The following is a 26,238-nucleotide window of genomic DNA, read 5'->3' as shown; positions in this document are numbered from 1 at the left end:
GGACATTGACCTGACTGTCGGCACGACTTGTTTTGAATAAAGCCCATACGCTATCCACGCGCTACGACCCCCGCGAACTCTCTGATGAGGAGTTGGTCGCGCGCTCGCATACCGAGCTTTTTCACGTAACGCGCGCTTATGAAGAACTGATGCGGCGTTACCAGCGAACATTATTTAACGTCTGCGCGAGATATCTCGGGAACGATCGCGACGCGGACGATGTCTGTCAGGAAGTGATGCTGAAGGTTTTGTATGGTTTGAAGAACTTTGAGGGGAAATCGAAGTTCAAAACCTGGCTGTACAGCATCACTTACAACGAATGTATTACGCAGTATCGAAAGGAACGGCGAAAGCGTCGCTTGATGGACGCATTGAGTCTTGACCCGCTGGAAGAAGCGTCTGAGGAAAAGGCGCCGAAACCGGAAGAGAAGGGTGGACTCGATCGCTGGTTGGTGTATGTGAACCCGATTGACCGTGAAATTCTGGTGCTACGTTTTGTCGCAGAGCTGGAGTTTCAGGAGATCGCAGACATCATGCACATGGGTTTGAGTGCTACAAAAATGCGGTACAAGCGTGCTCTAGATAAATTACGTGAGAAATTTGCAGGCATTGCTGAAACTTAGTTCAGCGCAAATATCTCTTACGTGTAGGCAAGTTCTGATAGAATTGCCGCCGAGTTGTCCCCCGGTTTGCGGGACTGCTTCACAATCACCAGATGGGGATTTAACGGATGAAACTGAAAAACACCTTGGGCTTGGCCATTGGTTCTTTGATTGCCGCCACTTCGTTCGGCGCTCTGGCACAAGGCCAAGGCGCAGTTGAAATCGAAGGCTTCGCAAAGAAAGAACAATTCGACAGCGCTCGTAACTTCAAGAACAACGGCAACCTGTTCGGCGGTTCGATCGGTTACTTCCTGACCGACGACGTTGAACTGCGTCTGGGCTACGACGAAGTGCACAACGTGCGTTCCGACGATGGCCGTAACATCAAGGGCGCCAACACCGCTCTGGATGCTCTGTACCACTTCAACAACCCAGGCGACATGCTGCGTCCATACGTATCGGCTGGTTTCTCCGATCAGAGCATCGGTCAGAACGGTTCCGGCGGTCGTAACCGCTCCACCTTCGCCAACGTTGGCGGCGGTGCCAAGCTGTACTTCACCGACAACTTCTACGCTCGTGCTGGCGTTGAAGCTCAGTACAACATCGACCAGGGCGACACCGAGTGGGCTCCTAGCGTCGGTATCGGTGTGAACTTCGGTGGCGGCTCCAAGCCTGCTGCTGCTCCAGTTCCAGCACCGGCTGAAGTCTGCTCCGACAGCGACAACGACGGCGTTTGCGACAACGTTGACAAGTGCCCGGACACCCCAGCCAACGTAACTGTTGACGCTGACGGCTGCCCAGCAGTTGCAGAAGTTGTTCGTGTTGAGCTGGACGTCAAGTTCGACTTCGACAAGTCGGTTGTGAAGCCAAACAGCTACGGCGACATCAAAAACCTGGCTGACTTCATGAAGCAGTACCCATCCACCACCACTACTGTTGAAGGTCACACTGACTCCGTCGGTCCTGACGCTTACAACCAGAAACTGTCCGAGCGTCGTGCAAACGCCGTTAAGCAAGTTCTGACCAACCAGTACGGTGTTGAATCGTCCCGCGTTCAGTCTGTTGGCTACGGCGAATCCCGCCCAGTTGCTGACAACAAAACTGAAGCTGGCCGCGCTGTAAACCGTCGCGTAGAAGCGCAGGTTGAAGCTCAAGCTAAGTAATTAGCTGCCGCTCTGAGAAAAGCCCGGCTTATGCCGGGCTTTTCTTTGCCTGTGATTTGGCCTTACGAGACGCACGCGGCCCCTATGCAGAGTTTCCGCAGGCTGCGATCTTTTGATCTTCAATAACAGCCGCCACTGCACCGATCACCAGAATGGCAGGGCTCTTGAGTTCAAACCTGCAAGCATCGTCACTCATTGACGTCAGATTGCTCCGGCATTCGCGCTGCTCCGGCAACGACGCATTTTCGATCATTGCCACCGGCGTATCCGCCGCCATCCCGCCTGCCAACAGTTGATCGCGGATCTCGACTAGCTTGGCCACCCCCATGTAGATCACCAGGGTTGTGCCGCCCTGCGCCAGCGCCTGCCAGTTCAATTGGCTGTCGTCCTGAGTGTGTGCGGTCACCAGCGTCACACCGCGAGCGACACCCCGCAATGTGAGAGGAATATCACACTGCGTCGCCCCGGCCAGCCCGGCAGTGATGCCGTTGACCCACTCGACTTCGACGCCACGCTCGCGCAACCACAGCGCTTCTTCGCCGCCACGCCCGAAAATGCACGGATCACCGCCCTTGAGCCGCACGACGCATTTACCGTGGCGAGCATAGCGCAGCATCAACCGATGGATGAACGCCTGCGGTGTCGAGCGGCACCCACCGCGTTTTCCCACCGCAATAATCCGCGCGGTGGGGCAGTGTTCCAGCACTGCGTCGTTGACCAGATCATCGATCAGCACCACATCGGCTTCGCGCAAGGCGCGTACCGCTTTGAGGGTCAGCAGTTCCGGGTCGCCGGGGCCCGCGCCCACCAGCCAGACTTTTGCATTCATGGTGTTTTCCTCATCCGATGGTCGCGACTGGCTGCACATCGGCGGCCAGCAAGCGTTTTATTTCCGCAACGCAGGAGCCGCATTGCGTGCCGCAGCCCAGTTGGTTTTTCAGCCCTTGCAGATCCAGACCCTGACGAATGCCGGTGCAGACTGCGTTGAGGCTGACGTTTTCGCAGTTGCACAAGGTTTTATCCGGGGCGATTTGCGCTTCGGCGCTACCGGGTGGTGCGCTCATTGGCGCCAGTAGCCAGCGACGCAGTTGTTCGTCCGCGCGGCCTTCCAGCCATAGGCCCTGCAGCCAATGCTGCGCGAGGGTCTCACCGGCCAGCCGAATCGCAGTGATTCGGCCGTTTTCGATTCGCACGCGTTTGCCGATGGCGCGACGTGGGTCGTCGTAGGCCAGTACGGGCCCGTCGATAAGCGACAGGCATTGGTCAATCTCACGCAGTAATTGCGGATCTGGCGCCTCGCTGCTGGCGGCGCGTATCAGCAATGCCGATCGTTCACGTCCGACAAGGCTGAGACTTACGTAGGAAAATGCCTCGCAGAGTGGTCTTAGGGTCTCGAAATGCCGTTGTACATCGCCCTCAATGAGGGCGAATAGCCGCCATGGCAAGTTCACCGATTCCACGCGCACTCCGCTGTGTTTGAGTTCCGGCTGCCTGGACAGGGGGTCGAAGGCGCTCAGTGTCAGCGTGTTCACGCCACCCTTGAGAAAGCGATCGCCCCAATGCATCGGCAAAAATGCCTGACCTGGACGCACACTGTCATCGCTGCTTAGCGCGACGATCACAGCCCCTCGACGACTCTTCAGGTTGACCAGATCCCCGGGCTGCAAGCGATGCCGGCGCAACTCGTCGGGATGCAGACTCAATACCGCTTCGCTGACATGGCCGAACAATTGCGCCGCGGTGCCGGTGCGGCTCATGCCGTGCCATTGATCGCGCAGGCGACCGGTGATCAGCGTCAGTGGAAAACGTGCATCGCGCGGTTCCTTGGCGGCGCGATAGGGGTCGGCAATGAACTGCGCACGCCCGTTTGCCGTAGGAAAAATACCGTCGCCGTACAAGCGTGGGGTGCCTTGCCTGGCTCCGGAGGGAAAGGGCCACTGCTGGGGGCCTATCTCGTCGATCAAGGCATGGCTGATCCCCGACAAATCCAGGTCACGCCCGCGCGTCAGCAGTTTGTATTCATCGAACAACTGCGCGGGTTGATCGAAGGCAAACAGACTTGGCTGATCAAGACGCAGACGTTTCTCCAGACGCTGTGCGAAGTCCACCGTGATCGCCCAGTCTGGACGCGCTTCGCCCGGTGCGACTACCGCTTGGCGAACGTGGGAAATTCGCCGCTCGGAATTGGTGACCGACCCTTCCTTTTCGCCCCAACTGGCGGCGGGCAACAGCAAGTCAGCAAACGCAGCGGTTTCGGTGGTGCGAAAGGCTTCCTGCAACACCACGAACGGACAGGCTTGCAGTGCTGCACGCACGGCACTTTGATCCGGCATCGATTGCGCAGGGTTGGTGCAGGCAATCCACAACGCCTTGATCTTGCCGCTGCGTACTTGCTCGAACAGTTCGATGGCGCTCAGTCCAGCGGTTTCGGGCAACCGTTCCACCCCCCAATAAGCCGCTACCTCGGCGCGATGCTCCGGATTGCCCGCGTCACGATGGCCGGGCAATAGGTTGGACAGACTGCCGGTTTCCCGCCCACCCATGGCATTCGGCTGACCGGTAAGGGAGAAAGGTCCTGCGCCGGGACGGCCGATTTGTCCGGTAGCCAGATGCAGATTAATCAGTGCACTGTTCTTGGCGCTGCCGGCGGTGGACTGGTTCAAACCCATGCACCACAACGACAGGAAGCTCGGCGAAGTGCCCACCCATTCAGCACATTGCTGCAACTGCTCGACACTGATCCCGCACAACTGCGACACCATCGGCGGGGTGTAATCGCGCACCAGGCTTTTCAGCGCCGTCAGGCCCTCGGTGTGGGCGTTGATGAAGTCACGGTCGATCCAGTCTTCCCACAACAACAGATGCAAAATCCCATGGAACAAAGCGACATCGGTGCCGGGCAAAATTGCCAGATGCAGATCTGCCAGATCGCAGGTATCGGTGCGGCGAGGATCAATCACGATGACTTTCATCGATGGGCGGCGGGATTTGGCTTCTTCCAGTCGCCGGAAAAGTACCGGATGGGCGTAGGCCATGTTACTGCCGACGATCATCACGCAATCGCTGAGTTCCAGATCCTCGTAGCTGCACGGCGGTGCATCGGCACCGAGACTGCGTTTGTAGCCGACCACTGCTGACGACATGCACAGCCGAGAATTGCTGTCGATGTTGTTGGTGCCGACCAGCGCCCGCGCCAGTTTGTTGAAGGCGTAATAATCCTCGGTCAGCAGTTGCCCGGAAATATAGAACGCCACGCTGTCCGGGCCATGCTCGGTGATGGTATCGGCGAACACGTTGGCGGCGTGTTCCAGCGCCGTATCCCAATCAGTGCGGCTGCGGGCCAAACCTTTGGCCAGGCGCAGTTCCGGGTACAGCGCTCGGGCTGCGAGGTCGCCGGTCAGGTGCAAGGTCGAGCCTTTGCTGCACAGTTTGCCGAAGTTGGCTGGGTGCGCCGGATCGCCGCTGACGCCGAGAATGCGCTCGCCGTCATGCTCGATCAGCACGCCGCAGCCGACTCCGCAATAACAGCAGGTCGAGGCGCTCGTCTGGCGATTCATCAGACGGCGTCCCGCAGGGCCAGTTGCACGCGACCATTTTCGATCCGCGCCGGGTGATGGTGGGCGCAGCCGACGTCCGGGGCTTGTGCCTCGCCCGTTTGCAAGTCGATTTGCCAGTTGTGCAGCGGGCAGGCCACGCGTTTGCCGTAGATCAAACCCTGGGACAACGGCCCGCCCTTGTGCGGGCAGCGGTCGTCGAGGGCGAAAACCTCATCGTCACTTGTACGAAAAATCGCAATGTCGCCTTTAGGCCCGGTAATGATCCGTGAACCGAGGGCGTTGATCTCATCGAGGGCGCAGATATCGAGCCAGTTCATGCCGGCACCTCCAGGTTTTTCACGGGGATCACATCGAATTCTTTTTTCAGTTGCGGCTGCGCCAGGCGCTCTTTCCACGGGTCCTGTTCGAATGACAGGGAGAATTGCAGGCGTTCGTTCAGCGCTTTGCGACGCTCGGGATCTTCCAGCACGGCTTTCTTGATGTGCTCCATGCCGACCCGTTGCAGGTAGTGCACGGTGCGTTCCAGATAGAACGCTTCTTCGCGATAGAGCTGCAGGAATGCGCCGTTGTATTCGCGGACTTCTTCAGCGGTTTTGAGCTTGACGAAGAACTCGGCGACTTCGGTTTTGATCCCGCCGTTGCCACCGATGTACATCTCCCAGCCGGAATCGACGCCGATGATTCCTACGTCCTTGATCCCCGCTTCCGAGCAGTTGCGTGGGCATCCGGAGACGGCCAGTTTCACTTTGTGCGGTGACCACATGTTGAACAGGTCGTGTTCCAGCTCAATGCCCAGTTGTGTCGAGTTTTGCGTGCCGAACCGACAGAACTCGCTACCGACGCAAGTTTTTACCGTGCGGATGGATTTGCCGTAGGCGTGGCCGGACGGCATGTCGAGGTCTTTCCAGACGCCCGGCAGATCCTGCTTTTTGATGCCCAGCAAGTCGATGCGCTGGCCGCCGGTCACTTTGACCATCGGCACGTTGTACTTGTCGGCGACATCGGCAATTCGTCGCAACTCCGACGGGTTGGTCACGCCGCCCCACATCCGTGGCACCACCGAATAGGTGCCGTCCTTCTGAATGTTGGCGTGGGCGCGTTCGTTGATCAGGCGCGATTGCGGGTCGTCCTTGGCTTCGCCGGGCCAGGTGGAAATCAGGTAATAGTTCAGCGCCGGACGGCAGGTGGCGCAGCCATTCGGGGTGCGCCAGTTGAGGTAGCTCATGGTGCCGGCGATGGTCAGCAGATGTTGTTCGCGGATCGCCTGACGAATCTGCCCGTGGTTGAGGTCGCTGCACCCGCAGATGGCTTTTTCGCTTTTCGGTTTGACGTCGGCCGCGCCGCCGACGGTGTTGATCAGGATCTGCTCGACCAGCCCGGCGCAGGAGCCGCAGGAACTGGCAGCCTTGGTGTGCTTCTTCACTTCATCGACGCTGAACAGGCCGTGTTCCTGAATCGCCTTGACGATGGTGCCTTTGCATACGCCGTTGCAGCCGCAGACTTCGGCGGTGTCGGCCATGGACATGGCTTTGTCCTGGCCCTGATGTCCTACATCGCCCAAGGCGTTTTCACCGAACATCAGGTGATCGCGGATCTCGCCGATGGCGTGATTCTCACGAATCTGCCGGAAATACCAACCGCCATCTGCCGTATCGCCGTACAGACAGGCGCCGACCAGCACGTCATCCTTGATCACCAGTTTCTTGTACACCCCGCCGATCGGGTCGGAGAGGGTGATGGTTTCGGTGCCTTCGCCGCCCATGAAGTCGCCGGCGGAAAACAGGTCGATGCCGGTGACTTTGAGTTTGGTCGACGTCACTGACCCTTGATAGCGCGCGAAGCCCAGTTGCGCGAGGTGGTTGGCGCAAACCTTGGCTTGCTCGAAAAGCGGCGCGACCAGGCCATAAGCAATGCCGCGATGGCTGGCGCACTCGCCGATGGCGTAGATGCGCGGGTCATAGGTTTGCAGGGTGTCGTTGACCACAATTCCGCGGTTGCATGGGATGCCGGCCTTTTCCGCCAGTTCTGTATTGGGGCGGATGCCGGCGGCCATGACCACCAGATCGGCGGGGATGATGTCGCCGTTCTTGAACTGCACCGAGCCGACGCGGCCATTGCCGGCGTCGTGCAGGGCCTGGGTCTGTTCGCACAGGCGGAAATGCAGGCCACGGGATTCGAGGGCGGTTTGCAGCAGTTGGCCGCTGGTTTTGTCCAGTTGCCGCTCCAGCAGCCATTCGCCGATGTGCACCACGGTGACGTGCATGCCACGCAGCATCAGGCCGTTGGCGGCTTCGAGGCCCAGCAGGCCACCGCCGATGACGACAGCGTGTTTGTGGGTTTTCGCGGTGTCGATCATCGCCTGGGTGTCGGCGATGTCACGGTAACCGATCACACCCTGCAAGTTGTTGCCGGGAATCGGCAGGATGAACGGCGTCGAGCCGGTGGCAATCAGCAGGCGATCGTATTCGGCTTCGGTGCCGTCCTCGGCGATCACCCGGCGTTTGACCCGGTCGATCTCCACCACTTTGCGGTTGAGCAATAACTTGATGTTGTTTTCCAGGTACCAGTCGAGGTCGTTGAGCACGATCTCTTCGAACGTTTGCTCGCCGGCCAGCACCGGGGACAGCAGGATGCGGTTGTAGTTGGTGTGCGGCTCGGCGCCGAAGACCGTGATGTCGTACAGCTCGTTGCTCAGTTTGAGCAGTTCTTCCAGGGTGCGGACGCCGGCCATGCCATTGCCGATCATCACCAGTTTGAGTTTTTTCATCAGGTTCTCCGGGGAGCTTCGGCTGGCCTCTTGTGGGCAGTCAGGCGTTGCTCGACAAATTTTGCGCAAACAAAAAAAGGCGTCCCGCTAGTTGCCTAGCGAGGACGCCTTTGTCCTGGTCCCGTTCTCTCGGGAAGCCGGGCCTTCGTCGTTGAAGGTTGGGCTTTATGTGTGGTGAACGGAGCAATGCAGTGGTTGTGCCAAGTGATGCATTGCCGGGTTTATTGGGGGAAACCGTATGTTACTGCCGGTTTTTTGCACCGAATCGAGGCGGGTTGCTCGTTCGTGGAGCGTTTGGCTGATGAATTTGCGCTGGCCTGGCCGACGCTTTCGCGGTCTCAACTGTGAAACAACAAAACCAGCAGCACCAGATTCCCCAACAAGGCCAGCAACGCCATCGTCCGCCAGACCTTCAAAGGCTCACGCTCCAATAAAGGCCTGGGCCGCACGCTGAGGCTGCGTCGTTCCCCTTGTTCCAACACCAATAACCATTCTTGCGCTGTTTCAAATCGTTGTTGCGGGTCGCCAGCCACACCGCGCTCCAGGCTTTGTGCGACCCATTCCGGTACGTCCGGGCGGTAGCGACCGGCACTCACCGGCACGCCGAATCGTGGCCGCTGGAAGGCTTCGACCTCGCCATAGGGAAAGTGCCCCGTCAGCAGAAAATAGAGCGTCACGCCTACCGCGTACAGATCCTGTTGCGCACTCGGTGGGTCGCCGCGAAAGGCTTCCGGGGCGAGGTAGCTCGGTGTGCCGGGCAATGTGGCAGGCGTGTCCTGCGAAAGCCCCGGACAATACGCCAGACCGAAATCCAGCAGCCGCAACTCCCCGTCGTCGCCCAGATGCAGATTCTCCGGCTTGATGTCGCGGTGCAGGATCTGCCGCCGATGCAGCAGCCCCACCGTCCGCAACAAGCGCTCGGCAATGTCTTGCCATTGCGCCAGGGGCAGTGGAGCGTTTTGTTGAAACAACTGCGCCAGCGTCGTCCCGGCATATTCCCGCATCACGTAGTACAAATGCTGACGCTGATGGCCAGCATGGATTTCGGGAAAATGTCTGCCGGCGACACGTTTGAGGAACCATTCTTCCGAGAGCAAGGCCTGCCCGGCCTGGGGATCATCGGCCAGACGCGTCGGCAGGGTTTTCAGCAACCAGCGCCGACCTTGCCCATCAATGACTCGATAGAGCAGCGATTGCTGGCTCTTGCCGACAACGCCTTGCACCTGCCAGCCTTCGAACATCTGCCCGTTTTTCAACGGCGGCGGCAGTGGCCATTGCTGCAAATGAATCAATGCGTCACCGATGCTCGCTTCACCGACGGCATCGACCCGCACCAGCAAAGCACTGGCGTTGTCCTGACTGCCCGCCAGGTGCGCGGCGTTGACCAGCGTCTGTACGGCGCTGTCGAGATCCGGCTGGTCGCGCAGAATGGCCGCAATCGCGGTATCGCTCAGGGTCGACCACACGCCATCGCTGAGCAGCACGAAACACTCGCCCGCGCGCAGCTCACCATCAAGGAAATCCAGCACCAGATGCTGATCCAGCCCCAGCGCACGCTTGAGTACGTGTTGCATGCCCGGCTGCTCCCAGACGTGATCCTGGGAGATGCGCTGCAAGCGGTCGGCCTGCCAGCGATAGACCCGGCAATCGCCGACATGGGCGAGGGTAAAGCGCTGGCCACGCATGACCAAAGCGCTGACTGTGGTGAGCAGCGGTTGCCCACCGCCGTTGGCTTGCAACCAACGATTCTGCGCAATCAGCAAGCGCTCAAGTGCCTGCGCCACGCCCCAGGTTTGCGGTGTGGCGTAATAGTCGAGCGCCAGGGCCTGCAAGGTCGAGCGTGCAGCGAGTCCGCCATCGGCGCATTGGCTGACACCGTCGGCGATGGCGAACAGATAACCTTTGCTCGCTGCCAGCGCCGGAGCGGGCGTGACCAGACGCAAGGCGTCCTGATTCTCCGCGCGCGGGCCGGTGGCACTGGCCTGGGCAAAACTCAGTTGCAGGGCCATGGACTCTTCAGACCCGCGCCGCCGTCACCGCCGCCGACCCCCAGGTGGTTCTCCAGCGACGCTTGACCCCGTGCAGACCAAACCACGCCAGCACGCCAAGACTGGCGAACAACCACAGCGCCAATTGATAGCTGCCGGTGCTCTGTTTGATCGCACCCATGCCCGCCGCCAACGCAAAACCGCCGATACCGCCGGCCATGCCGATCAGCCCGGTCATGACGCCGATTTCCAGACGAAAACGCTGGGGGACCAGTTGGAAAACCGCACCATTGCCTGCCCCTAAACCGAGCATGGTGCAGACGAAAAGCGCCAGCGCCGCGTAGGAACTTGGCAGGTTGAAACCAACAACCGCGATGCAAATAGCCGCGACGGTGTACATCGCCAGCAAGGTGCGGATGCCGCCGAAACGATCAGCCAGGGCGCCGCCCAGTGGCCGCATCAAACTGCCACCGAACACACAGGCCGCGGTGTAGTAACCGGCGGTCACCGGGCTCAAACCGTACTGATCGTTGAAGTAGCCGGGCAGGGCGCTCGCCAGGCCGATGAAACCACCGAAGGTGACGCTGTAGAAAAACATGAACCACCAACTGTCACGGTCGCCAAGGGCTTTGAAGTAGTCAGCCATGGCTTTGGGTTTTGGCCGCTGGGGGGCGTTTTTCGCCAGCAAGGTGAACAGCACCAGTGTCAGGATCAACGGAATAAGGGCGAAACCGAAGACGTTGCTCCAGCCGAAGGATGCAGCCAGTACCGGGGCGATCAGTGCCGCGAACACGGTGCCGGAGTTACCCGCACCGGCAATGCCCATGGCTTTGCCCTGATGCTGCGGCGGATACCACTGCGACGCCAGTGGCAGGGCCACGGCAAACGACGCGCCGGCCATACCGAGGAACAGGCCCAGTATCAACGCCTGTTCGTAGCTATGAATGCCAAGTTTCCAGGCGCCGAACAGTGCACAGATCACGATGACCTGGCCGATCATTCCGGCAGTTTTTGGTGACAGGCGATCGGCGAGCATGCCCATCACAAACCGCAGTACGGCGCCAGCGAGGATCGGTGTGGCGACGACGAGGCCGCGTTGTTGAGTGGTCAGGTGCAGGTCGCCGGCGATCTGCACCGCCAACGGGCCGAGCAGGTACCAGACCATGAAGCTCAGGTCGAAATAGAGGAAGGCTGCGAACAGGGTCGGGGTATGGCCGGATTTCCAGAAGCTTGAATTCATCGCGCACCTCAGCTGAAAAGAGTCTCGAAAGGAGTCATGCACAGCAGGTGGGGCGCCGCCACGGCCGCACCACCGACCCCGGTCTGTGGGGCCAAAACGAAAAAACGCCGCTACCTGACTCGCCGGGAGGGGCGAACGGGTGAGCGACGTCTTTGTCGAGGGTGGGGCAACCGCCGTTGGTTACCTGTGTTGAATGCCTAGCCAGATTTGTGCCAACAGGTTGAGATCAAGGTACGCCCGCTCGCGATATCGGTTTCAGCCCAGCAACTCACTCATGGCAATGATCTGCTCCGCCACCTGAATCAGCTTCTGCTGGCGGCTCATGGCCTGGCGGCGCATCAGGGTGTAGGCCTCTTCCTCGTTGCAGTCCTTCATCTTCATCAACAAACCCTTGGCCAGTTCGATGCGCTTGCGTTCTGCCAGTTGCTGGTCGCGGGCCTGAAGTTGCGCGCGCAAGGCCTGATCGCTCTCGAAGCGGGCCATGGCCACATCAAGAATCGGCTGCAACCGTTGTGCGTGAATACCTTCGACGATGTAGGCACTGACCCCGGACTTGATCGCCTGACGCATCACGCTGGGGTCATGTTCGTCGGTGAACATCACAATCGGCCTTGGCTGGTCGCGGCTGACCAGTACCACTTGCTCCATGACATCGCGACTGGGTGACTCGGTATCGATCAGAATCACGTCCGGGCGCACTGTTTCGACGCGCGCGGGCAGATCGATGGTCAGGCCGGACTCGTCGATTACCTCGAAACCCGCCTCGGTCAGCGCGGTTTTCAGACGTCCGACTTTTTTCGCCGTGTCGTTGATCAGCAGAATACGCAACATGTTCACGGTCTCCTGTCAGCGTCGGGCGAGAAGAGGAGCGTCGTCGCTCAGAGCGTGCAGCTTGAAACTGCGGGCGTAACCGGCCGGGTCGCTGCCGTCCCAGACTTTGCCGTCGAGCAACTCGCTGCTGCGCATGTCCGTAGCCCACGCGGCAACGCCCACGGCGGTCGCGGCTTCACGGTAGATGTCGAGTTGTTGAACCTGGCGGGCGACGGCGAGGTAATCCGGATCTTCGCGCAGCAACCCCCAGCGGCGGAACTGAGTCATGAACCACATGCCGTCGGACAGGTACGGCAAATTGACTTCGCCCTTGCCGTGAAAGCGCAAGCCGTGAGGATCTTGCCAGCGATTGCCCAAGCCGTCGGCATAGTCACCGAGAAAGCGCGGTTCGATACACGACATCGGCGCGTCCAGGTATTGCGGCGCGCTGAGCAACTGCGCAGTGCTGCGGCGATTCTGCGGGCTTTGTTCGATAAAACGACTGGCTTCAAGGATCGCCATCACCAACGCCCGCGCGGTGTTGGGGTATTGCTCGACAAAGGCACGGGTGCAGCCGAGAACCTTCTCCGGGTGATCGGGCCAGATGGTCTGGCTGGTGGCCAATGTAAAACCAAGATCCTGCTGTACCGCGCTGGCTGCCCACGGTTCCCCGACGCAAAAACCATCGATGCGCCCGGCTTGCAGGTGCGCGACCATTTGCGGTGGCGGCACCACCACGCTCTCAACATCCTGCAACGGATGAATGCCCTGGCTCGCCAGCCAGTAATAAAGCCACATCGCGTGAGTGCCGGTGGGGAACGTCTGGGCAAAGGTCAGTTTTGCGCGGCTTTGGTGCGCATGACGATCCAGTGCTTCAGGACTGGTCACGCCGAGGTTTTGCAGACCGTGTGACAGGTTGAGACTTTGGCCGTTCTGATTCAGGCCCATCAGCACTGCCATGTCGGTCGAAGCAACACCGCCGATGCCCAGGTGCACCGCGTAAATCAGCCCGTAGAGGCTGTGGGCGGCGTCGAGTTCGCCGCTGACCAGTTTGTCGCGCAAATTGGCCCACGACGTCTGGCGTTTCAGGTTCAGGGTCAGCCCATAAGGTTGGGCAAAGCCCTGAGTGGCGGCGACGACCACGGAGGCGCAATCGCTCAGGGCCATGAAACCCAGGTTGATTGCGCTTTTTTCCGGGGCATCACTGCCGTTGACCCAGGCCAGCGGCCCGACGGAGGGTTCATTCATCGAGTGCACCTGCAAAAGCCGCCTTCAAAAAAAACGCCGTCCCAGGCTTTGCGCAGGCAAAACCCGAGGACGACGCCATTGTCATTGCCCGCACGCCGCCGTTGGCCTGTGAGCTGATGACGATGAAAGTGCAAGGCATATGCCAGTCGCCACGATTTGCGTGTGCGCCTCGCACGGCAGGTCGATGCACGGCTATAATCGCCGCCTCTTTTCGCCGCCCGAGTCATCGCCGCCCATGTATTCCCTGGCCCGTCAGCTGTTGTTCAAACTTTCCCCGGAAACCTCCCACGATCTGTCGCTGGATCTGATCGGCGCGGGTGGGCGTTTGGGCCTCAATGGCTTGCTGTGCAAGGCACCGGCGAAGATGCCGGTGACGGTCATGGGGCTGGAGTTCCCGAACCCGGTGGGTCTGGCGGCCGGTCTGGACAAGAACGGCGCGGCCATCGACGGCTTCGCGCAACTGGGTTTCGGTTTTGTCGAAATCGGCACCGTGACTCCACGCCCACAGCCAGGCAACCCGAAACCACGGATTTTCCGCCTGCCGGAAGCCGAGGCGATCATCAATCGCATGGGCTTCAACAACCTCGGTGTCGATAACCTGCTGGCGCGCGTCGCAGCGGCCAAATACAAAGGCGTGCTGGGCATCAACATTGGCAAGAACTTCGACACCCCGGTCGAGCGTGCCGTGGACGATTATCTGATCTGCCTGGACAAAGTCTACGCCCACGCCAGTTACATCACGGTCAACGTCAGCTCGCCGAACACCCCGGGTCTGCGCAGTTTGCAGTTCGGTGATTCGCTCAAACAGTTGCTGGCCGACCTGGCCACGCGCCGCGCCGAACTGGCGTTGCGTCATGGCAAACATGTGCCGCTGGCGATCAAGATCGCTCCGGACATGACTGACGAAGAAACTGCGCAGGTCGCGCAAGCGTTGATCGAAACCGGGATGGACGCGGTGATTGCGACCAATACCACCCTGAGCCGTGTGGGTGTTGAAGGCATGGAGCATGGTGATGAGGCGGGTGGTCTGTCGGGCGCGCCGGTGCGAGACAAGAGCACGCACACGGTGAAGGTGCTGGCGGGTGAGTTGGGTGGTCGTTTGCCGATCATTGCCGCTGGCGGTATCACGCAAGGCAAACATGCGGCTGAGAAGATCACGGCCGGTGCGAGCCTGGTGCAGATTTATTCTGGCTTCATCTATAAAGGCCCGGCGTTGATTCGTGAGTCGGTCGACGCCATCGCTGCCCTGCGCTGATTTCGCAGGTTATGTGGTCCAGCACAAAAAATGATCATTCAGGCATAAAAAAGGGCTCCTCGAAGGAGCCCCTGGGCCGCAGCCCGCCGTCCGGGAAGGACGTGCGTGGTTAATGCGTTAAACATTCAGATTGTCGTGTCGGAGTAAATGCCCTGTGTCAGCCGACGGCGTGAAGTTCGTTGAGTCTGTGGATTCCCGCAGTGCCGGTCATACCGTCCCAGTTGTCGCCGCGTCCTTCTCGCCAGCCGTTGATCCAGGCTTGGCGTACCGACGGTAGAGTAAATGGGCAAAGCTCACGGGATTTTCCACCAACGCCATATTGATATCCGCGCAAAAATGCTCTTTCCAACGGATCACGCTTAAGTCTTCTCATAGGGTGTTTCCCTCACTTGTTGACTGTTCTTGACGCGTTGACCTCAATCGAGGTCTGGCAGAAAACTCCTGCCGTTGGCGGCTCGCTGCCGGCGTGGCGAGCCAAGGTGTTGACGCCGTTTCAACGTCAACCTGTGCTCAGTTCTAACCAATGAGTCACACCGATGGAATGATCGTTTTGTCATAAGCACGTAACAAAAATAGTGCTATTGCCATAAGTACCGACGGGTTTCATGGGTGTTCTTTAGGCAAACCCCGGTATGATCGGCTCCGCGCTGGATGATGGGGTTAATTCTTTAGTGAGAATGACCCACGTTTAGCGTCAGGTACTATTCGACGAAGGGTCGTTTTACGGCAATTTGTTTCACCACGTTTTTATCTGTCCTTGCATCTAAGCTCTTTTAACCCGAGCAGCGGGGATGGAATGGCACACCTTCGTGCCACGCGGGCGTTCTTTTAGAAAAGCGCCTGATTGAAAACCGGATCGGCAATGCGTTGCCGATTCACTAGCCAAAGGCTCTGGAAAAACCATGTCCGATCGTTTCGAACTCTTCCTCACTTGCCCCAAAGGCCTTGAAGGCCTGCTCATCGAGGAAGCCGTCGGGCTTGGCCTTGAAGACGCCCGCGAGCACACGTCCGCCGTGCGTGGCATGGCGACCATGGAAACCGCTTATCGCCTGTGCCTCTGGTCGCGTCTGGCTAACCGTGTGCTGCTGGTGCTCAAGCGTTTTCCGATGAAAGACGCTGAAGACCTGTACCACGGCGTGCTCGACGTCGAGTGGCAGGACCACATGCTCAGCGACGGCACCCTGGCCGTTGAATTCAGTGGACACGGCTCGGGTATCGACAACACCCACTTCGGCGCCTTGAAAGTCAAAGACGCCATTGTCGACAAACTGCGTACCCCGCAGGGCGATCGCCCGAGCATCGACAAGCTGAACCCGGATCTGCGCATTCACCTGCGTCTGGATCGCGGCGAAGCCATTCTGTCCCTCGACCTTTCCGGCCACAGCCTGCACCAGCGCGGCTATCGCTTGCAGCAGGGCGCGGCGCCGTTGAAGGAAAACCTCGCGGCGGCGATTCTGATCCGTTCCGGTTGGCCGCGCATTGCGGCTGAAGGCGGCGCGCTGGCTGACCCGATGTGCGGTGTCGGTACGTTCCTCGTCGAAGCCGGCATGATCGCCGCCGATATGGCGCCGAACCTGCGTCGTGAACAGTGGGGCTTCACCGCTTGGCTCGGTCACGTCCCGGCGCTGTGGAAGAAACTCCACGAAGAAGCTTCCCAGCGTGCCGCTGCCGGTCTGGCCAAGACGCCGCTGTGGATTCGCGGTTACGAAGCGGACCCGCGCCTGATTCAACCGGGCCGCAACAACGTTGAACGTGCGGGTTTAAGCGAGTGGATCAAGATCTACCAGGGCGAAGTCGCGACGTTCGAGCCGCGTCCGGATCAGAACCAGAAAGGTCTGGTGATCTGCAACCCGCCGTACGGCGAGCGTCTGGGTGACGAAGCCAGCCTGCTTTACCTCTACCAGAACCTCGGCGAGCGCCTGCGTCAGGCCTGCCTGAACTGGGAAGCGGCGGTGTTCACCGGCGCGCCGGATCTGGGCAAGCGCATGGGCATTCGCAGCCACAAGCAGTATTCGTTCTGGAACGGTGCGCTGCCGTGCAAGCTGCTGTTGATCAAAGTGCTGCCGGATCAGTTTGTCACCGGTGAGCGTCGCACACCGGAACAGCGTCAGGCCGAGCGTGAGCAAGCCGCTTACGATCAAACCCCGGACGAGCCACAAGAGCGCAAATTCAACAAGAACGGCAATCCGATCAAACCGACGCCAGCCCCAGCACCAGTGATCGAGCAGCCGCGCTTGAGCGAAGGCGGGCAGATGTTTGCCAACCGTCTGCAAAAAAACCTCAAGGCCATGAGCAAGTGGGTCAAGCGCGAAGGCATTGATTGCTACCGCGTCTACGATGCCGACATGCCTGAGTATTCGATGGCCATCGACCTGTACCACGATTGGGTGCATGTCCAGGAATACGCGGCGCCGAAGTCCATCGACCCGGAAAAGGCCTCGGCCCGCATGTTCGATGCCCTGGCGGCGATTCCGCAGGCGCTGAACGTCGACAAGAACCGCGTGGTGGTCAAGCGCCGCGAACGCCAGAGCGGCACCAAGCAGTACGAGCGCCAGAGCGCACAGGGCAAGTTCAACGAAGTCAGCGAGGGCGGCGTGAAGTTGCTGGTCAACCTCACCGACTACCTCGACACCGGCCTGTTCCTCGACCACCGGCCGATCCGCATGCGCATTCAGAAAGAGGCCGCCGGCAAGCGCTTCCTCAATCTGTTCTGCTACACCGCGACGGCCAGCGTCCACGCGGCCAAGGGCGGTGCACGCAGCACCACCAGTGTTGACCTGTCGAAGACTTACCTCGATTGGGCGCGCCGTAACCTGTCGCTGAACGGCTACTCGGACAAGAACCGTCTGGAGCAGGGCGATGTGATGGCGTGGCTGGAGAACTGCCGGGACGAGTACGACCTGATCTTCATCGATCCACCGACTTTCTCCAACTCCAAGCGCATGGAAGGGATTTTCGACGTGCAGCGTGATCAGGTGCAGTTGATCGACCTGGCCATGGCTCGCCTGGCGCCGGGGGGCGTGCTGTACTTCTCCAACAACTTCCGCAAGTTCGAGTTGGAGGAGAATTTGACCGAGCGTTATGCGGTCGAGGAAATCAGCGCGCAGACCCTTGATCCGGATTTCGCCCGTAACACCAAGATTCACCGCGCCTGGAAAATCACGGCTCGTTGACGCTTGGAAAGATTGGATCCACAGAGCCTTGATTTTTAAAGGCTCTTGGATTCTCTCAGTGCTAGCCAAATTAGTGGCTAATAGCTATAACTCACTCATGGCCAATGGCGTTTTCCGCAATAGTGGCGTAGTGAGTGGCCCTTATGTCGTTGCACCCCGTGCGCCCGAAGATTCTGGGTTTTATCAGCGAAGACGTCTCGGCCTGGCTGGTCGCGATGCTGGTATTGCTCGCCGGCGGGATTCTCACGGGGCTGCTCGCCTGGGCGACCCTCAATCAGTTGCAGCAACAATTGCATCAGCGTTTTCAACTGCTGGCCAATGAACGCTACAGCCGCATCGAAGAGCGCTTTCAGGATCAGGAACAGCGCCTGGACGGCTTGCGCCGCTTCTTCGTCAACTCCCAATCGGTGTCCCGCGCCGAGTTCGATGGTTATGCCAAGCCCCTGCTGTTGCGCACTCAAGCCTATTCCTATGCCCCTCGCGTGCCGCGTGCACAGCGACTTGCGCTGGAGCAGGCGGTCCGTGACGAGGGCTTGAGCACCTTTACCTTTCGCGAACTGAGCGCCGACGGCCAGTTGCAAGTGGCGGGGGATCGCGCCGAGTACGTGCCGGTGCTCTACACCCAGACCCAGAGTCGCTTGCCGGCCCCGTTGGGTTATGACCTGCTGGCGCAGCCGCTGCGCCGTGCAACGCTGGAGCGCGCCGATCACACCGGCCGTATGGCCGTCTCGCAACCGTTGCATCTGGTCAGCATCGAGCCGGCCTATGCGCGGGGAGTATTGCTGCTGGCGCCGGTCAACCGCGCAGGCGCGCCGGGCGCAATGCCGCAAGGCTACGTCATGGCGGTGATCAGCATGCGTCAGTTGCTCGCGGACGGGTTGCCTGAAGAAAACCATGATTTCCTGACGGTGCGCATTCTCGACCTCTCCACCGCCGAGCAACACGAGGTGCTGTACGAATCGGCGAACAAACCCGGGGCGAGCGATCTGGAATCGACCCGGCTGTTGCGCCTGGCTGACCACGACTATCAGGTTGAAATGCAGCCCAGCGAAGCGTTCCTGCAGGCCAATCACTCCTCCATCAGCAGCCTGGTGGTACTGGGGGCGATGCTCAGTCTTTTGCTCAGTGCCTTGCTCTACGTACTGGTCAGTCAGCGTCAACGAGCCCTGCGCCTGGTCGAGCAACGCACCCGGGAACTGCATGCCCGCGAGCAGGAGCTGCGCGGCGCCCACGGCCAGTTGCGTGGCGTGCTGAATGCCGCCACGCAAGTAGCGATTATCGCCACTGATTTGCGCGGCGTGATCAACACTTTCAACCCGGGTGCGGAACAGATGCTGGGCTACAGCAGCGCCGATGTCGTCGGCCACATGACCCTGGAAAACCTGCACCTTTCGCGTGAGTTGACGGCGCGCTCTGCCGAGTTGAGCGCGCGCTATGGCAAGACCATTCCGACCTGTCAGGCGATGTTGGTCGAGGGGGGAGAAGTGGGCGGTCACGAAGCGCGTGAATGGACGCTGGTACGCCACGACGGCAGTCATTTGCCGGTGAACATGCTCGCAACACCGGTTCTCGATGAGCAAGGCCTTTGGGTCGGGCATCTGGCGATCTGCATCGACATCACCGAACGCAAGCGGGTGCACGAGGCACTGGCGGCGCGGGACGTGTTGTTAAAGAAGCTCAGTGCCCATGTCCCGGGCGGCATCTATCAATTCAAAATGGAGTTCGGTGGGCGTTTCAGCGTGATCTACGCCAGCGACGGCATCCGGGAAATCTACGAACTTGAGCCGGACGTGCTGTTGCTCGACGCCGAGGCGGTCTTTTCTCGCATTCACCCGCAGGACATCACCCGCGTGCGCAAATCGATTCGTGCGTCGGCTGAAAACCTCAGCCCATGGCGCGAGGAGTACCGCGTGCAGCTACCCGAGCGCGGCGTGCGCTGGGTTCGCGGTGAAGCGACGCCCGAAGAGCTGCCGGGCGGGGGCGTGCTGTGGCACGGCTACATTTCAGACATTTCCGACCTCAAGCGAGTGCAGGAGGAACTGCGAGCACTGTCGGTGACAGATTCGTTGACCGGCATTCACAACCGTCGCTACTTCCAGGAACGACTGACCAGCGAAATGGCTCGGGTTGAGCGGGGTGGTGGCGAGCTGTCGGTGATCATGCTCGACATCGATCATTTCAAGCGCATCAACGACCAGTATGGTCACGCGGTGGGTGATCGGGTGCTTCAAGCCGTGTGCGAGCGTATTGGCCACCGGTTGCGGCGTACGGATGTGTTTTGCCGCTTGGGTGGTGAGGAGTTCATGGTGCTGTGTCCGGACATCGACGGTGAACACGCGTACAGGTTGGCCGTGAAGTTGTGGCAGGGCCTTCGCAGCGCGCCGGTGGATGTGGTTGGCGTGGTCACCGCGAGTTTCGGTATCGCCAGTTGGCGACCGGGAGAGGGGGCTGATTCGCTATTGCTGCGCGCGGATTCAGGGGTTTACGCGGCGAAGCAGGGCGGACGGGATCGTGTCGAGCGGCAGATGAATTAAACCTGTGGGCGCTAATCCCCAGCGGGAGCGAGCTTGCTCGTGAAGGCGCAATGTCAGCCAATAGCGTTCTGACTGAACTGACGTCTTCGCGGGCAAGCCTGCGCCCACAGGTTCGGCAGTGTGCTTACAGCACGGAAGCGGTCTGCGCCGTTTTCGGCTGGCGATACAGATCCAGCAGCACCTGATCCAGCACCGACGACGCACCAAACGGCGCTTTGTCGTTGAGGATCGCCACCACCGCCCAGGTGTTGCCGTTGACGTCGCGGCTGAAGCCGGCAATCGCCCGCACAGTGTTCAGAGTGCCGGTCTTGATGTGGGCTTCGCCGCGCATGGCGGTGGTCTTCAGACGTTTACGCATGGTGCCGTCGGTACCGGCGATCGGCAGCGAGCTGATGTACTCGGCGGCGTACGGGCTATGCCAGGCCGCTTGTAGCATGTTCGCCATTTCACGGGCGCTGACCCGTTCGGCACGGGACAGACCAGAGCCGTTCTCCATCACCAGGTGCGGCGCGGTAATGCCTTTCTTTGCCAGCCACTGACGCACCACGCGCTGAGCGGCTTTGGCATCGTCACCGTCGGCGTCGTTACGGTACTTCTGGCCCAAGCTTAGGAACAGTTGCTGGGCCATGGTGTTGTTACTGTATTTATTGATGTCGCGGATGATTTCCGCCAGGTCCGGCGAATAAGCGCGGGCCAGCAGTTTGGCGTTGCTTGGGGTGGACGCCAGACGATTCTTGCCCTGAATGCTGCCACCCAGTTCTTTCCAGATCGCCCGAACGGCGCCGGCGGTGTAAGTCGCATGGTCGAGCAGCGACAGGTAAGTCTGCGAGCTGCAACCGTCACCCAATTGGCCGGCGACGGTCACGGTCACGCTGCCATCAGCCTGCGGCACCGGGTTGTAACGCACACCGCCGGTGCATTGCTTGGAATTGAGGGCTTTGACGGTGTTTTCGATGTGGATGCTGGCAATCGGCGGTTCCACCGAGATCAGCACCCGGCCACCGTCATTGCGCGCCACGAAGCGCAAGGCCTTGAGGTTGACCAGCAGCGAATCGGGCTTGACCAGAAACGGCTTGTTCTGATCGTTGCCGTCATCGTTGAATTCCGGCAGTTGCGGCTGCACGAAGAAGTTGCGGTCCAGCACCAGATCACCAGTGATCTGGGTCACGCCGTTGGCGCGCAAGTCGCGCATCAGCAGCCAGAGTTTTTCCATGTTCAGCTTGGGATCGCCGCCGCCCTTGAGGTACAGGTTGCCATTGAGGATGCCGCCGCTCAGGTCGCCGTCGGTGTAGAACTCGGTTTTCCATTGATGGTTGGGGCCGAGCATTTCCAGCGCCGCGTAAGTCGTGACCAGCTTCATGGTCGAGGCCGGGTTGACCGATACGTCAGCGTTGAACACGGTCGGGGTACCCGGGCCGTCGAGCGGCACCATCACCAGCGACAAAGCGCTGGGCTGCAACTTGCTGGCCTTGAGCGCTTTTTCGACGTTGGGGGTGAGGGCGGTATTGATCGTGGCAGCAGAAACAGGCAGGGCCAATGGCAGAAGAAGGCCGGCGAGAAATAGAGGACGCAACGATTTGATCATATGAAATAAAACCCTGCAGAAGAGGGGAAAAAAGGCGAGGACATGGATGAAAAAGCCCTCAGTGGTCATGAAAGTGTCGGCATTATGCCCCAAGGTGTTACCGCTTGTGCCGTGCTGGAGGCGGCCAACGGCTTATTTTTTTACAGGCGGTCGGGCGCTGTGTCCACAGAGGCGGGCAATTGACGTTTTAAACTGGTAAAGTGCCGGCCGTTATTACTTAAGAGGATTGTTCCAATGGCGACTAACCGTTCCCAGCGTCTGCGCAAAAAACTGTGCGTTGATGAATTTCAAGAGCTGGGTTTCGAACTGAACCTGGACTTCAAAGAAGACTTGTCCGAAGAAGCCATTGACGCGTTCCTAGAAGCCTTCATCAAAGAAGCCATGGAAGCCAACGGTCTGGGTTATGTTGGCGGCGACGACTTCGGTCTGGTATGCCTGCAGAAGCGTGGCTCGGTCAACGAAGAGCAGCGCGCTGCTGTTGAAGCCTGGCTGAAAAACCGTAGCGAACTGACCGGTATGACCGTCAGCCCGCTGCTGGACGTTTGGTATCCGGAAAAGCCGATCAACGCGGCTAAGTGATACTGAAAAAAACGGCGACCTTCGGGTCGCCGTTTTTTTATGCCTGGGTTTTGCGCCCGTTGAGGATCAGCAAGGTCACCACCCCCGCCACAATCCCCCAAAACGCCGAACCGATGGAAAACAGCGTCAGCCCCGACGCCGTGACCATAAAGGTGATCAGCGCCGCTTCACGTTCCTTCACTTCGCTCATGGCGATGCTCAGCCCGTTGATGATCGAGCCAAACAGTGCCAGCGCAGCAATCGACAGCACCAATTCTTTGGGTAGTGCCGCAAACAACGCCGCCAATGTGGCGCCGAATACGCCGGCAATCCCGTAGAAAATTCCGCACCAGACTGCGGCGGTATAACGCTTGTTGCGATCCTCATGGGCGTGCGGCCCGGTGCAGATCGCCGCGCTGATGGCCGCGAGGTTGATGCCGTGGGAACCGAACGGCGCCAGCAGCAGCGAGGCGATGCCGGTGGTGGTGATCAGTGGCGAGGCCGGGACGGTGTAGCCGTCGGCGCGTAGCACGGCGATGCCGGGCATGTTCTGCGAGGTCATCGCCACCACGAACAGCGGGATGCCGATGCTGATGGTCGCCGCGAGCGAGAAGTGCGGCGTGGTCCACACCGGCGTCGCCACTTCCAGATGGAAACCGCTGAAATCCAGCAGGCCCATGAAGCCCGACAGCGCGGTGCCGATCAGCAGCGCGGCGAGCACCGCGTAACGTGGCGACAGGCGCTTGACCACTAGATAGGTGAAGAACATCCCCAGCACCAGCCCGGTGCGGTGTTGCGCGGCGACGAAGATTTCGCTGCCGATCTTGAACAGAATCCCCGCCAGCAACGCCGCCGCCAGTGATGCCGGGATCTTTTTCACCAGGCGTTCGAAGCTGCCGGTCAGGCCGCAAATCGTCACCAGCACCGCGCAGGTGATGTAGGCGCCAATGGCCTCGCCATAGGTGACACCGCCAAGGCTGGTGATCAGCAGCGCCGCACCGGGCGTCGACCAGGCGATGGTGATGGGCGTGCGATAGCGCAGCGACAGACCGATCGAGCACACCGCCATGCCGATCGAAATCGCCCAGATCCACGAGGAAATCTGCCCGCTGCTCAAACCCGCCGCTTGCCCGGCCTGGAACATCAGCACCAGTGAACTGGTGTAGCCGGTCATCATCGCGATAAAACCGGCGACGATAGCCGATGGCGAAGTATCGGCGAGAGGGCGCAGCCGGGTGTAGGTGGCGTCGTTCATGACGGCGGTGTTCCTTATACAGATGAAGATGTGCGCAATTACCCTGAACCCCTGTGGGAGTTGTGTTCTGGCTGCGGATTCTGCGAACAAGCCTAAACTCAAACGTAACGGATCGTTGCAATACAGCCGAGGTCACAAACAGCCATACAGTCGTGTTGCCACCATCCATTGTGTACAATCGCGCTGTTTTTTACGCGATACTTGCCAGCGACCTACTGTGCCGTATTACAGTCACGGTCTATTCGCCGCAGTTCTCCCGACTCGAGTGCCCATGAACGAACAGTTGCAACCCCTCAAGAAACAACCGCGAGCAGGCAAAGCCGGCCGCAGCGGCACCCAGGACGATATTGTCTACGCGCATATCTTCGAGGCCATCCTCGAACAGCGTCTGGCGCCCGGCACCAAGTTGAGCGAAGAAGCGCTGGGGGAGATCTTCGGGGTCAGCCGCACCATCATTCGCCGCGCGCTGTCGCGTCTGGCCCATGAAGGTGTGGTGCTGTTGCGACCCAACCGTGGCGCCGTGGTTGCCAGCCCGAGCGTTGAAGAAGCCCGCCAGGTGTTCATGGCACGGCGTCTGGTCGAGCGTGCGATCACTGAACTGGCGGTGCAACACGCCACCGCCGAGCAGATCGCAGAACTTCGTCAGATGGTCAATGACGAGCGCGACAGCTTCTCCCGTGGTGATCGCGGCGCCGGTATTCGTCTTTCGGGTGAATTCCACCTGAAACTCGCCGAAGCGGCAAAGAATGCTCCGCTGATCAGTTTTCAGCGCAGCCTGGTTTCGCAGACTTCGCTGATCATTGCCCAGTACGAAAGCGGCAACCGCTCGCATTGCTCCTACGACGAGCACACCCAGTTGATCGACGCCATCGAAGCGCGCAACGCTGAGCTGGCGGTGGACTTGATGATGCACCACATGGACCACATCGACAGCAAGCTCAACCTCGATGAGGAGAGTGCGTCGGATGACCTGCATGCGGTGTTCTCGCATTTGTTGCAGACCAAGAAGCCGGGGCGTCCTGCGGCCAAGCTCTAAAGTAGACCGAGTCACTCCCTTCGCGAGCAGGCTCCCACAGGGGAATGCATTTCAAATGTGGGAGCGGGCTTGCTCGCGAAGGTGTACTGACAGGCAATAAAAATCCCCCGGGGTGAGCACCTCCGGGGGATTTTTTATGCCTGAAAGACTTAGCGCTGATGCACCAAAGCACCCGCCGCATACGTCTGCTGCACCGTCCGGTCGTCGCCCAGCGTCATCAACACAAACAACGTCTCGGCAATGTTGTTGGCCTGCTTCAAGCGATAGCTGAGCAACGGCGTGGCGTTGTAGTCCAGCACCAGGAAGTCGGCATCGCTGCCCGGTTTCAGATTGCCGATCTTGTCTTCCAGGCGCAGTGCCCGCGCGCCGCCCAGGGTCGCCAGGTACAGCGACTTGAACGGACTCAAGCGCGCACCTTGCAGTTGCATCACTTTGTAGGCTTCGTTCAGGGTTTGCAGCAGCGAGAAACTGGTGCCGCCGCCGACGTCAGTACCGAGGCCGACGTTCAGCTTGTGCTTCTCGGCCATCGGCAGGTTGAACAAGCCGCTGCCGAGGAAGAAGTTCGAGGTCGGGCAGAACGAGATCGCCGAGCCGGTTTGCGCCAGCCGTGCGCATTCGTCGTCACACAGGTGCACGCCATGAGCGAATACCGAGCGCTCGCCGAGCAAGTTGTAGTGATCGTAAACGTCCAGGTAGCCCTTGCGCTCCGGGAACAGTTCCTTGACCCACTCGATTTCCTTGAGGTTCTCGCTGATGTGGGTCTGCATGTACAGCTCGGGGTATTCGGTCAGCAGTTGCCCCGCCAGCCCAAGCTGTTCCGGGGTACTGGTCGGGGCGAAACGCGGCGTGACCGCATAGTGCAGACGACCCTTGCCGTGCCAGCGCTCGATCAGTGCCTTGCTTTCGACGTAGCTCGATTCGGCGGTGTCGGTCAGGTAGTCCGGCGCATTGCGATCCATCATCACTTTGCCGGCGATCATGCGCAGGTCAAGCTTCTCGGCCGCCTCGAAGAAAGAGTTCACTGACTGCGGGTGCACGCTGCCGAACACCAGCGCGGTGGTGGTGCCGTTGCGCAGCAGTTCCTTGATGAAGATATCGGCCACATCATCGGCGTGAGCTTTGTCACCGAACTGGCTTTCGCACGGGAAGGTGTAAGTGTTGAGCCAGTCCAGCAGTTGCTCGCCGTAGGCACCGACCATGCCGGTCTGCGGCAGGTGGATGTGAGTGTCGATGAAGCCCGAAGTGATCAGCGCGTCCTGATACTGGGTGATCTCGATGTCTGCCGGCAGGGTCGGCAGCAGTTCGCTGGCGTGGCCGAGGGCGCTGATCTTGCCGCCATCGACCACCAGCAGGCCGTCCTCGAAATATTCGTAGGAGGCTTCGATCCCGACTTCGGCGGGGTCGGCGATGCTGTGCAGGATGGCGGCGCGGTAGGCTTTGCGAGTCAGAGGCATGAGGGTTCTCTAA

Annotated in this window: 20 protein-coding genes; 8 read left to right on the top strand and 12 right to left on the bottom strand. The window is 60.0% G+C overall.

What is annotated here, in order from left to right; all coding sequences use genetic code 11:
* Positions 1–32 precede the first annotated feature (32 nt).
* Both sigX and AACY02_RS14090 read left to right on the top strand, forming a co-directional pair.
* Positions 33–623, top strand: coding sequence for an RNA polymerase sigma factor SigX (sigX, locus tag AACY02_RS14095; protein WP_166222309.1), 591 nt, complete (start codon positions 33–35; stop codon positions 621–623).
* 107 nt (positions 624–730) lie between these two features.
* Complete coding sequence (locus tag AACY02_RS14090) at positions 731–1,765, top strand: OmpA family protein (protein ID WP_221733928.1); 1,035 nt, start codon at positions 731–733, stop codon at positions 1,763–1,765.
* Positions 1,766–1,847: 82 nt separating this feature from the next.
* Here AACY02_RS14090 and cobA read toward each other — a convergent pair whose 3' ends face one another.
* The 8 genes from cobA to AACY02_RS14050 all read right to left on the bottom strand — a co-directional run bounded on the left by cobA (position 1,848) and on the right by AACY02_RS14050 (position 13,375).
* On the bottom strand, positions 1,848–2,594 hold the full coding sequence (gene cobA / locus AACY02_RS14085) for a uroporphyrinogen-III C-methyltransferase (protein WP_339432474.1): 747 nt from the start codon (positions 2,592–2,594) through the stop codon (positions 1,848–1,850).
* 10 nt (positions 2,595–2,604) lie between these two features.
* Positions 2,605–5,322, bottom strand: coding sequence for a nitrate reductase (locus AACY02_RS14080; RefSeq protein WP_339432473.1), 2,718 nt, complete (start codon positions 5,320–5,322; stop codon positions 2,605–2,607).
* The gene (nirD, locus tag AACY02_RS14075) at positions 5,322–5,639 is read right to left on the bottom strand and encodes a nitrite reductase small subunit NirD (RefSeq protein WP_339432472.1); all 318 of its coding nucleotides are present in this window, start codon (positions 5,637–5,639) and stop codon (positions 5,322–5,324) included. The genes AACY02_RS14080 and nirD overlap by 1 nt, the downstream gene beginning before the upstream one ends.
* Positions 5,636–8,089, bottom strand: coding sequence for a nitrite reductase large subunit NirB (nirB, locus tag AACY02_RS14070; protein ID WP_339432471.1), 2,454 nt, complete (start codon positions 8,087–8,089; stop codon positions 5,636–5,638). The genes nirD and nirB overlap by 4 nt, the downstream gene beginning before the upstream one ends.
* A 338-nt stretch (positions 8,090–8,427) precedes the next feature.
* Positions 8,428–10,098 (bottom strand): bifunctional protein-serine/threonine kinase/phosphatase, encoded by a 1,671-nt coding sequence (locus tag AACY02_RS14065; RefSeq protein WP_339432470.1) that lies wholly within the window; start codon positions 10,096–10,098, stop codon positions 8,428–8,430.
* Between the two features lie 7 nt (positions 10,099–10,105).
* A complete protein-coding gene (locus AACY02_RS14060) occupies positions 10,106–11,317 on the bottom strand; it encodes a nitrate/nitrite transporter (protein WP_339432469.1) in 1,212 nt (403 codons plus the stop codon).
* Positions 11,318–11,572: 255 nt separating this feature from the next.
* The gene (locus tag AACY02_RS14055) at positions 11,573–12,148 is read right to left on the bottom strand and encodes an ANTAR domain-containing response regulator (protein ID WP_339432468.1); all 576 of its coding nucleotides are present in this window, start codon (positions 12,146–12,148) and stop codon (positions 11,573–11,575) included.
* 15 nt (positions 12,149–12,163) lie between these two features.
* Positions 12,164–13,375, bottom strand: a complete 1,212-nt coding sequence (locus AACY02_RS14050; RefSeq protein ID WP_339432467.1) for a CmpA/NrtA family ABC transporter substrate-binding protein — start codon at positions 13,373–13,375, stop codon at positions 12,164–12,166.
* Positions 13,376–13,610: 235 nt separating this feature from the next.
* On the opposite strand from AACY02_RS14050, the gene AACY02_RS14045 reads away from it, so the two are divergent.
* On the top strand, positions 13,611–14,630 hold the full coding sequence (locus AACY02_RS14045; protein WP_339432466.1) for a quinone-dependent dihydroorotate dehydrogenase: 1,020 nt from the start codon (positions 13,611–13,613) through the stop codon (positions 14,628–14,630).
* A gap of 157 nt (positions 14,631–14,787) precedes the next feature.
* Here AACY02_RS14045 and rmf read toward each other — a convergent pair whose 3' ends face one another.
* Positions 14,788–15,003 (bottom strand): ribosome modulation factor, encoded by a 216-nt coding sequence (gene rmf, locus AACY02_RS14040; protein ID WP_003223300.1) that lies wholly within the window; start codon positions 15,001–15,003, stop codon positions 14,788–14,790.
* A gap of 529 nt (positions 15,004–15,532) precedes the next feature.
* Here rmf and rlmKL point away from each other — a divergent pair.
* Both rlmKL and AACY02_RS14030 read left to right on the top strand, forming a co-directional pair.
* Positions 15,533–17,803 carry a bifunctional 23S rRNA (guanine(2069)-N(7))-methyltransferase RlmK/23S rRNA (guanine(2445)-N(2))-methyltransferase RlmL gene (rlmKL, locus tag AACY02_RS14035; RefSeq protein ID WP_339432465.1) on the top strand — a complete coding sequence of 757 codons (2,271 nt, stop codon included), beginning with the start codon at positions 15,533–15,535 and terminating at the stop codon, positions 17,801–17,803.
* Positions 17,804–17,946: 143 nt separating this feature from the next.
* Complete coding sequence (locus AACY02_RS14030; protein ID WP_339432464.1) at positions 17,947–20,337, top strand: sensor domain-containing diguanylate cyclase; 2,391 nt, start codon at positions 17,947–17,949, stop codon at positions 20,335–20,337.
* Positions 20,338–20,461: 124 nt separating this feature from the next.
* On the opposite strand, the gene dacB is transcribed toward AACY02_RS14030, so the two are convergent.
* Positions 20,462–21,922, bottom strand: coding sequence for a D-alanyl-D-alanine carboxypeptidase/D-alanyl-D-alanine endopeptidase (gene dacB / locus AACY02_RS14025; RefSeq protein WP_339432463.1), 1,461 nt, complete (start codon positions 21,920–21,922; stop codon positions 20,462–20,464).
* Between the two features lie 42 nt (positions 21,923–21,964).
* On the opposite strand from dacB, the gene AACY02_RS14020 reads away from it, so the two are divergent.
* Together AACY02_RS14020 and AACY02_RS14015 are read left to right on the top strand one after the other, a co-directional pair.
* A complete protein-coding gene (locus AACY02_RS14020) occupies positions 21,965–22,105 on the top strand; it encodes a hypothetical protein (RefSeq protein ID WP_339432462.1) in 141 nt (46 codons plus the stop codon).
* Between the two features lie 51 nt (positions 22,106–22,156).
* Positions 22,157–22,501: a YggL family protein gene (locus tag AACY02_RS14015; RefSeq protein WP_003223308.1), complete on the top strand. Its 345-nt coding sequence runs from the start codon at positions 22,157–22,159 to the stop codon at positions 22,499–22,501.
* A gap of 37 nt (positions 22,502–22,538) precedes the next feature.
* On the opposite strand, the gene AACY02_RS14010 is transcribed toward AACY02_RS14015, so the two are convergent.
* Positions 22,539–23,735, bottom strand: coding sequence for a benzoate/H(+) symporter BenE family transporter (locus AACY02_RS14010; protein WP_339432461.1), 1,197 nt, complete (start codon positions 23,733–23,735; stop codon positions 22,539–22,541).
* A 271-nt stretch (positions 23,736–24,006) separates the two neighbouring features.
* On the opposite strand from AACY02_RS14010, the gene AACY02_RS14005 reads away from it, so the two are divergent.
* Entirely contained in the window at positions 24,007–24,771 is a 765-nt protein-coding gene (locus tag AACY02_RS14005) for a GntR family transcriptional regulator (RefSeq protein WP_008146364.1), read from the top strand.
* A gap of 149 nt (positions 24,772–24,920) precedes the next feature.
* On the opposite strand, the gene guaD is transcribed toward AACY02_RS14005, so the two are convergent.
* On the bottom strand, positions 24,921–26,225 hold the full coding sequence (gene guaD, locus AACY02_RS14000) for a guanine deaminase (RefSeq protein WP_339432460.1): 1,305 nt from the start codon (positions 26,223–26,225) through the stop codon (positions 24,921–24,923).
* Between the last annotated feature and the right edge of the window lie 13 nt (positions 26,226–26,238).

The organism is Pseudomonas sp. EA_65y_Pfl2_P78 (assembly GCF_963970495.1).
Taxonomy (GTDB): domain Bacteria; phylum Pseudomonadota; class Gammaproteobacteria; order Pseudomonadales; family Pseudomonadaceae; genus Aquipseudomonas; species Aquipseudomonas baetica_A.
The sequence above is the reverse complement of the archived record's forward strand: the minus strand, read 5'-3'. Positions and strand labels throughout refer to the sequence as shown.

What these genes read in the sequence shown, in the direction of transcription:
- AACY02_RS14080 (WP_339432473.1), bottom strand. Translation starts at nt 5,322, where the DNA reads ATGAATCGCCAGACGAGCGCCTCGACCTGCTGTTATTGCGGAGTCGGC.
- guaD (WP_339432460.1), bottom strand. Translation starts at nt 26,225, where the DNA reads ATGCCTCTGACTCGCAAAGCCTACCGCGCCGCCATCCTGCACAGCATC.
- dacB (WP_339432463.1), bottom strand. Translation starts at nt 21,922, where the DNA reads ATGATCAAATCGTTGCGTCCTCTATTTCTCGCCGGCCTTCTTCTGCCA.
- AACY02_RS14090 (WP_221733928.1), top strand. Translation starts at nt 731, where the DNA reads ATGAAACTGAAAAACACCTTGGGCTTGGCCATTGGTTCTTTGATTGCC.
- AACY02_RS14010 (WP_339432461.1), bottom strand. Translation starts at nt 23,735, where the DNA reads ATGAACGACGCCACCTACACCCGGCTGCGCCCTCTCGCCGATACTTCG.
- AACY02_RS14065 (WP_339432470.1), bottom strand. Translation starts at nt 10,098, where the DNA reads ATGGCCCTGCAACTGAGTTTTGCCCAGGCCAGTGCCACCGGCCCGCGC.
- AACY02_RS14005 (WP_008146364.1), top strand. Translation starts at nt 24,007, where the DNA reads ATGAACGAACAGTTGCAACCCCTCAAGAAACAACCGCGAGCAGGCAAA.
- rmf (WP_003223300.1), bottom strand. Translation starts at nt 15,003, where the DNA reads ATGAGAAGACTTAAGCGTGATCCGTTGGAAAGAGCATTTTTGCGCGGA.
- AACY02_RS14055 (WP_339432468.1), bottom strand. Translation starts at nt 12,148, where the DNA reads ATGTTGCGTATTCTGCTGATCAACGACACGGCGAAAAAAGTCGGACGT.
- AACY02_RS14045 (WP_339432466.1), top strand. Translation starts at nt 13,611, where the DNA reads ATGTATTCCCTGGCCCGTCAGCTGTTGTTCAAACTTTCCCCGGAAACC.
- nirB (WP_339432471.1), bottom strand. Translation starts at nt 8,089, where the DNA reads ATGAAAAAACTCAAACTGGTGATGATCGGCAATGGCATGGCCGGCGTC.
- AACY02_RS14060 (WP_339432469.1), bottom strand. Translation starts at nt 11,317, where the DNA reads ATGAATTCAAGCTTCTGGAAATCCGGCCATACCCCGACCCTGTTCGCA.
- nirD (WP_339432472.1), bottom strand. Translation starts at nt 5,639, where the DNA reads ATGAACTGGCTCGATATCTGCGCCCTCGATGAGATCAACGCCCTCGGT.
- AACY02_RS14030 (WP_339432464.1), top strand. Translation starts at nt 17,947, where the DNA reads ATGTCGTTGCACCCCGTGCGCCCGAAGATTCTGGGTTTTATCAGCGAA.
- AACY02_RS14020 (WP_339432462.1), top strand. Translation starts at nt 21,965, where the DNA reads ATGGATGAAAAAGCCCTCAGTGGTCATGAAAGTGTCGGCATTATGCCC.
- cobA (WP_339432474.1), bottom strand. Translation starts at nt 2,594, where the DNA reads ATGAATGCAAAAGTCTGGCTGGTGGGCGCGGGCCCCGGCGACCCGGAA.
- rlmKL (WP_339432465.1), top strand. Translation starts at nt 15,533, where the DNA reads ATGTCCGATCGTTTCGAACTCTTCCTCACTTGCCCCAAAGGCCTTGAA.
- AACY02_RS14015 (WP_003223308.1), top strand. Translation starts at nt 22,157, where the DNA reads ATGGCGACTAACCGTTCCCAGCGTCTGCGCAAAAAACTGTGCGTTGAT.
- AACY02_RS14050 (WP_339432467.1), bottom strand. Translation starts at nt 13,375, where the DNA reads ATGAATGAACCCTCCGTCGGGCCGCTGGCCTGGGTCAACGGCAGTGAT.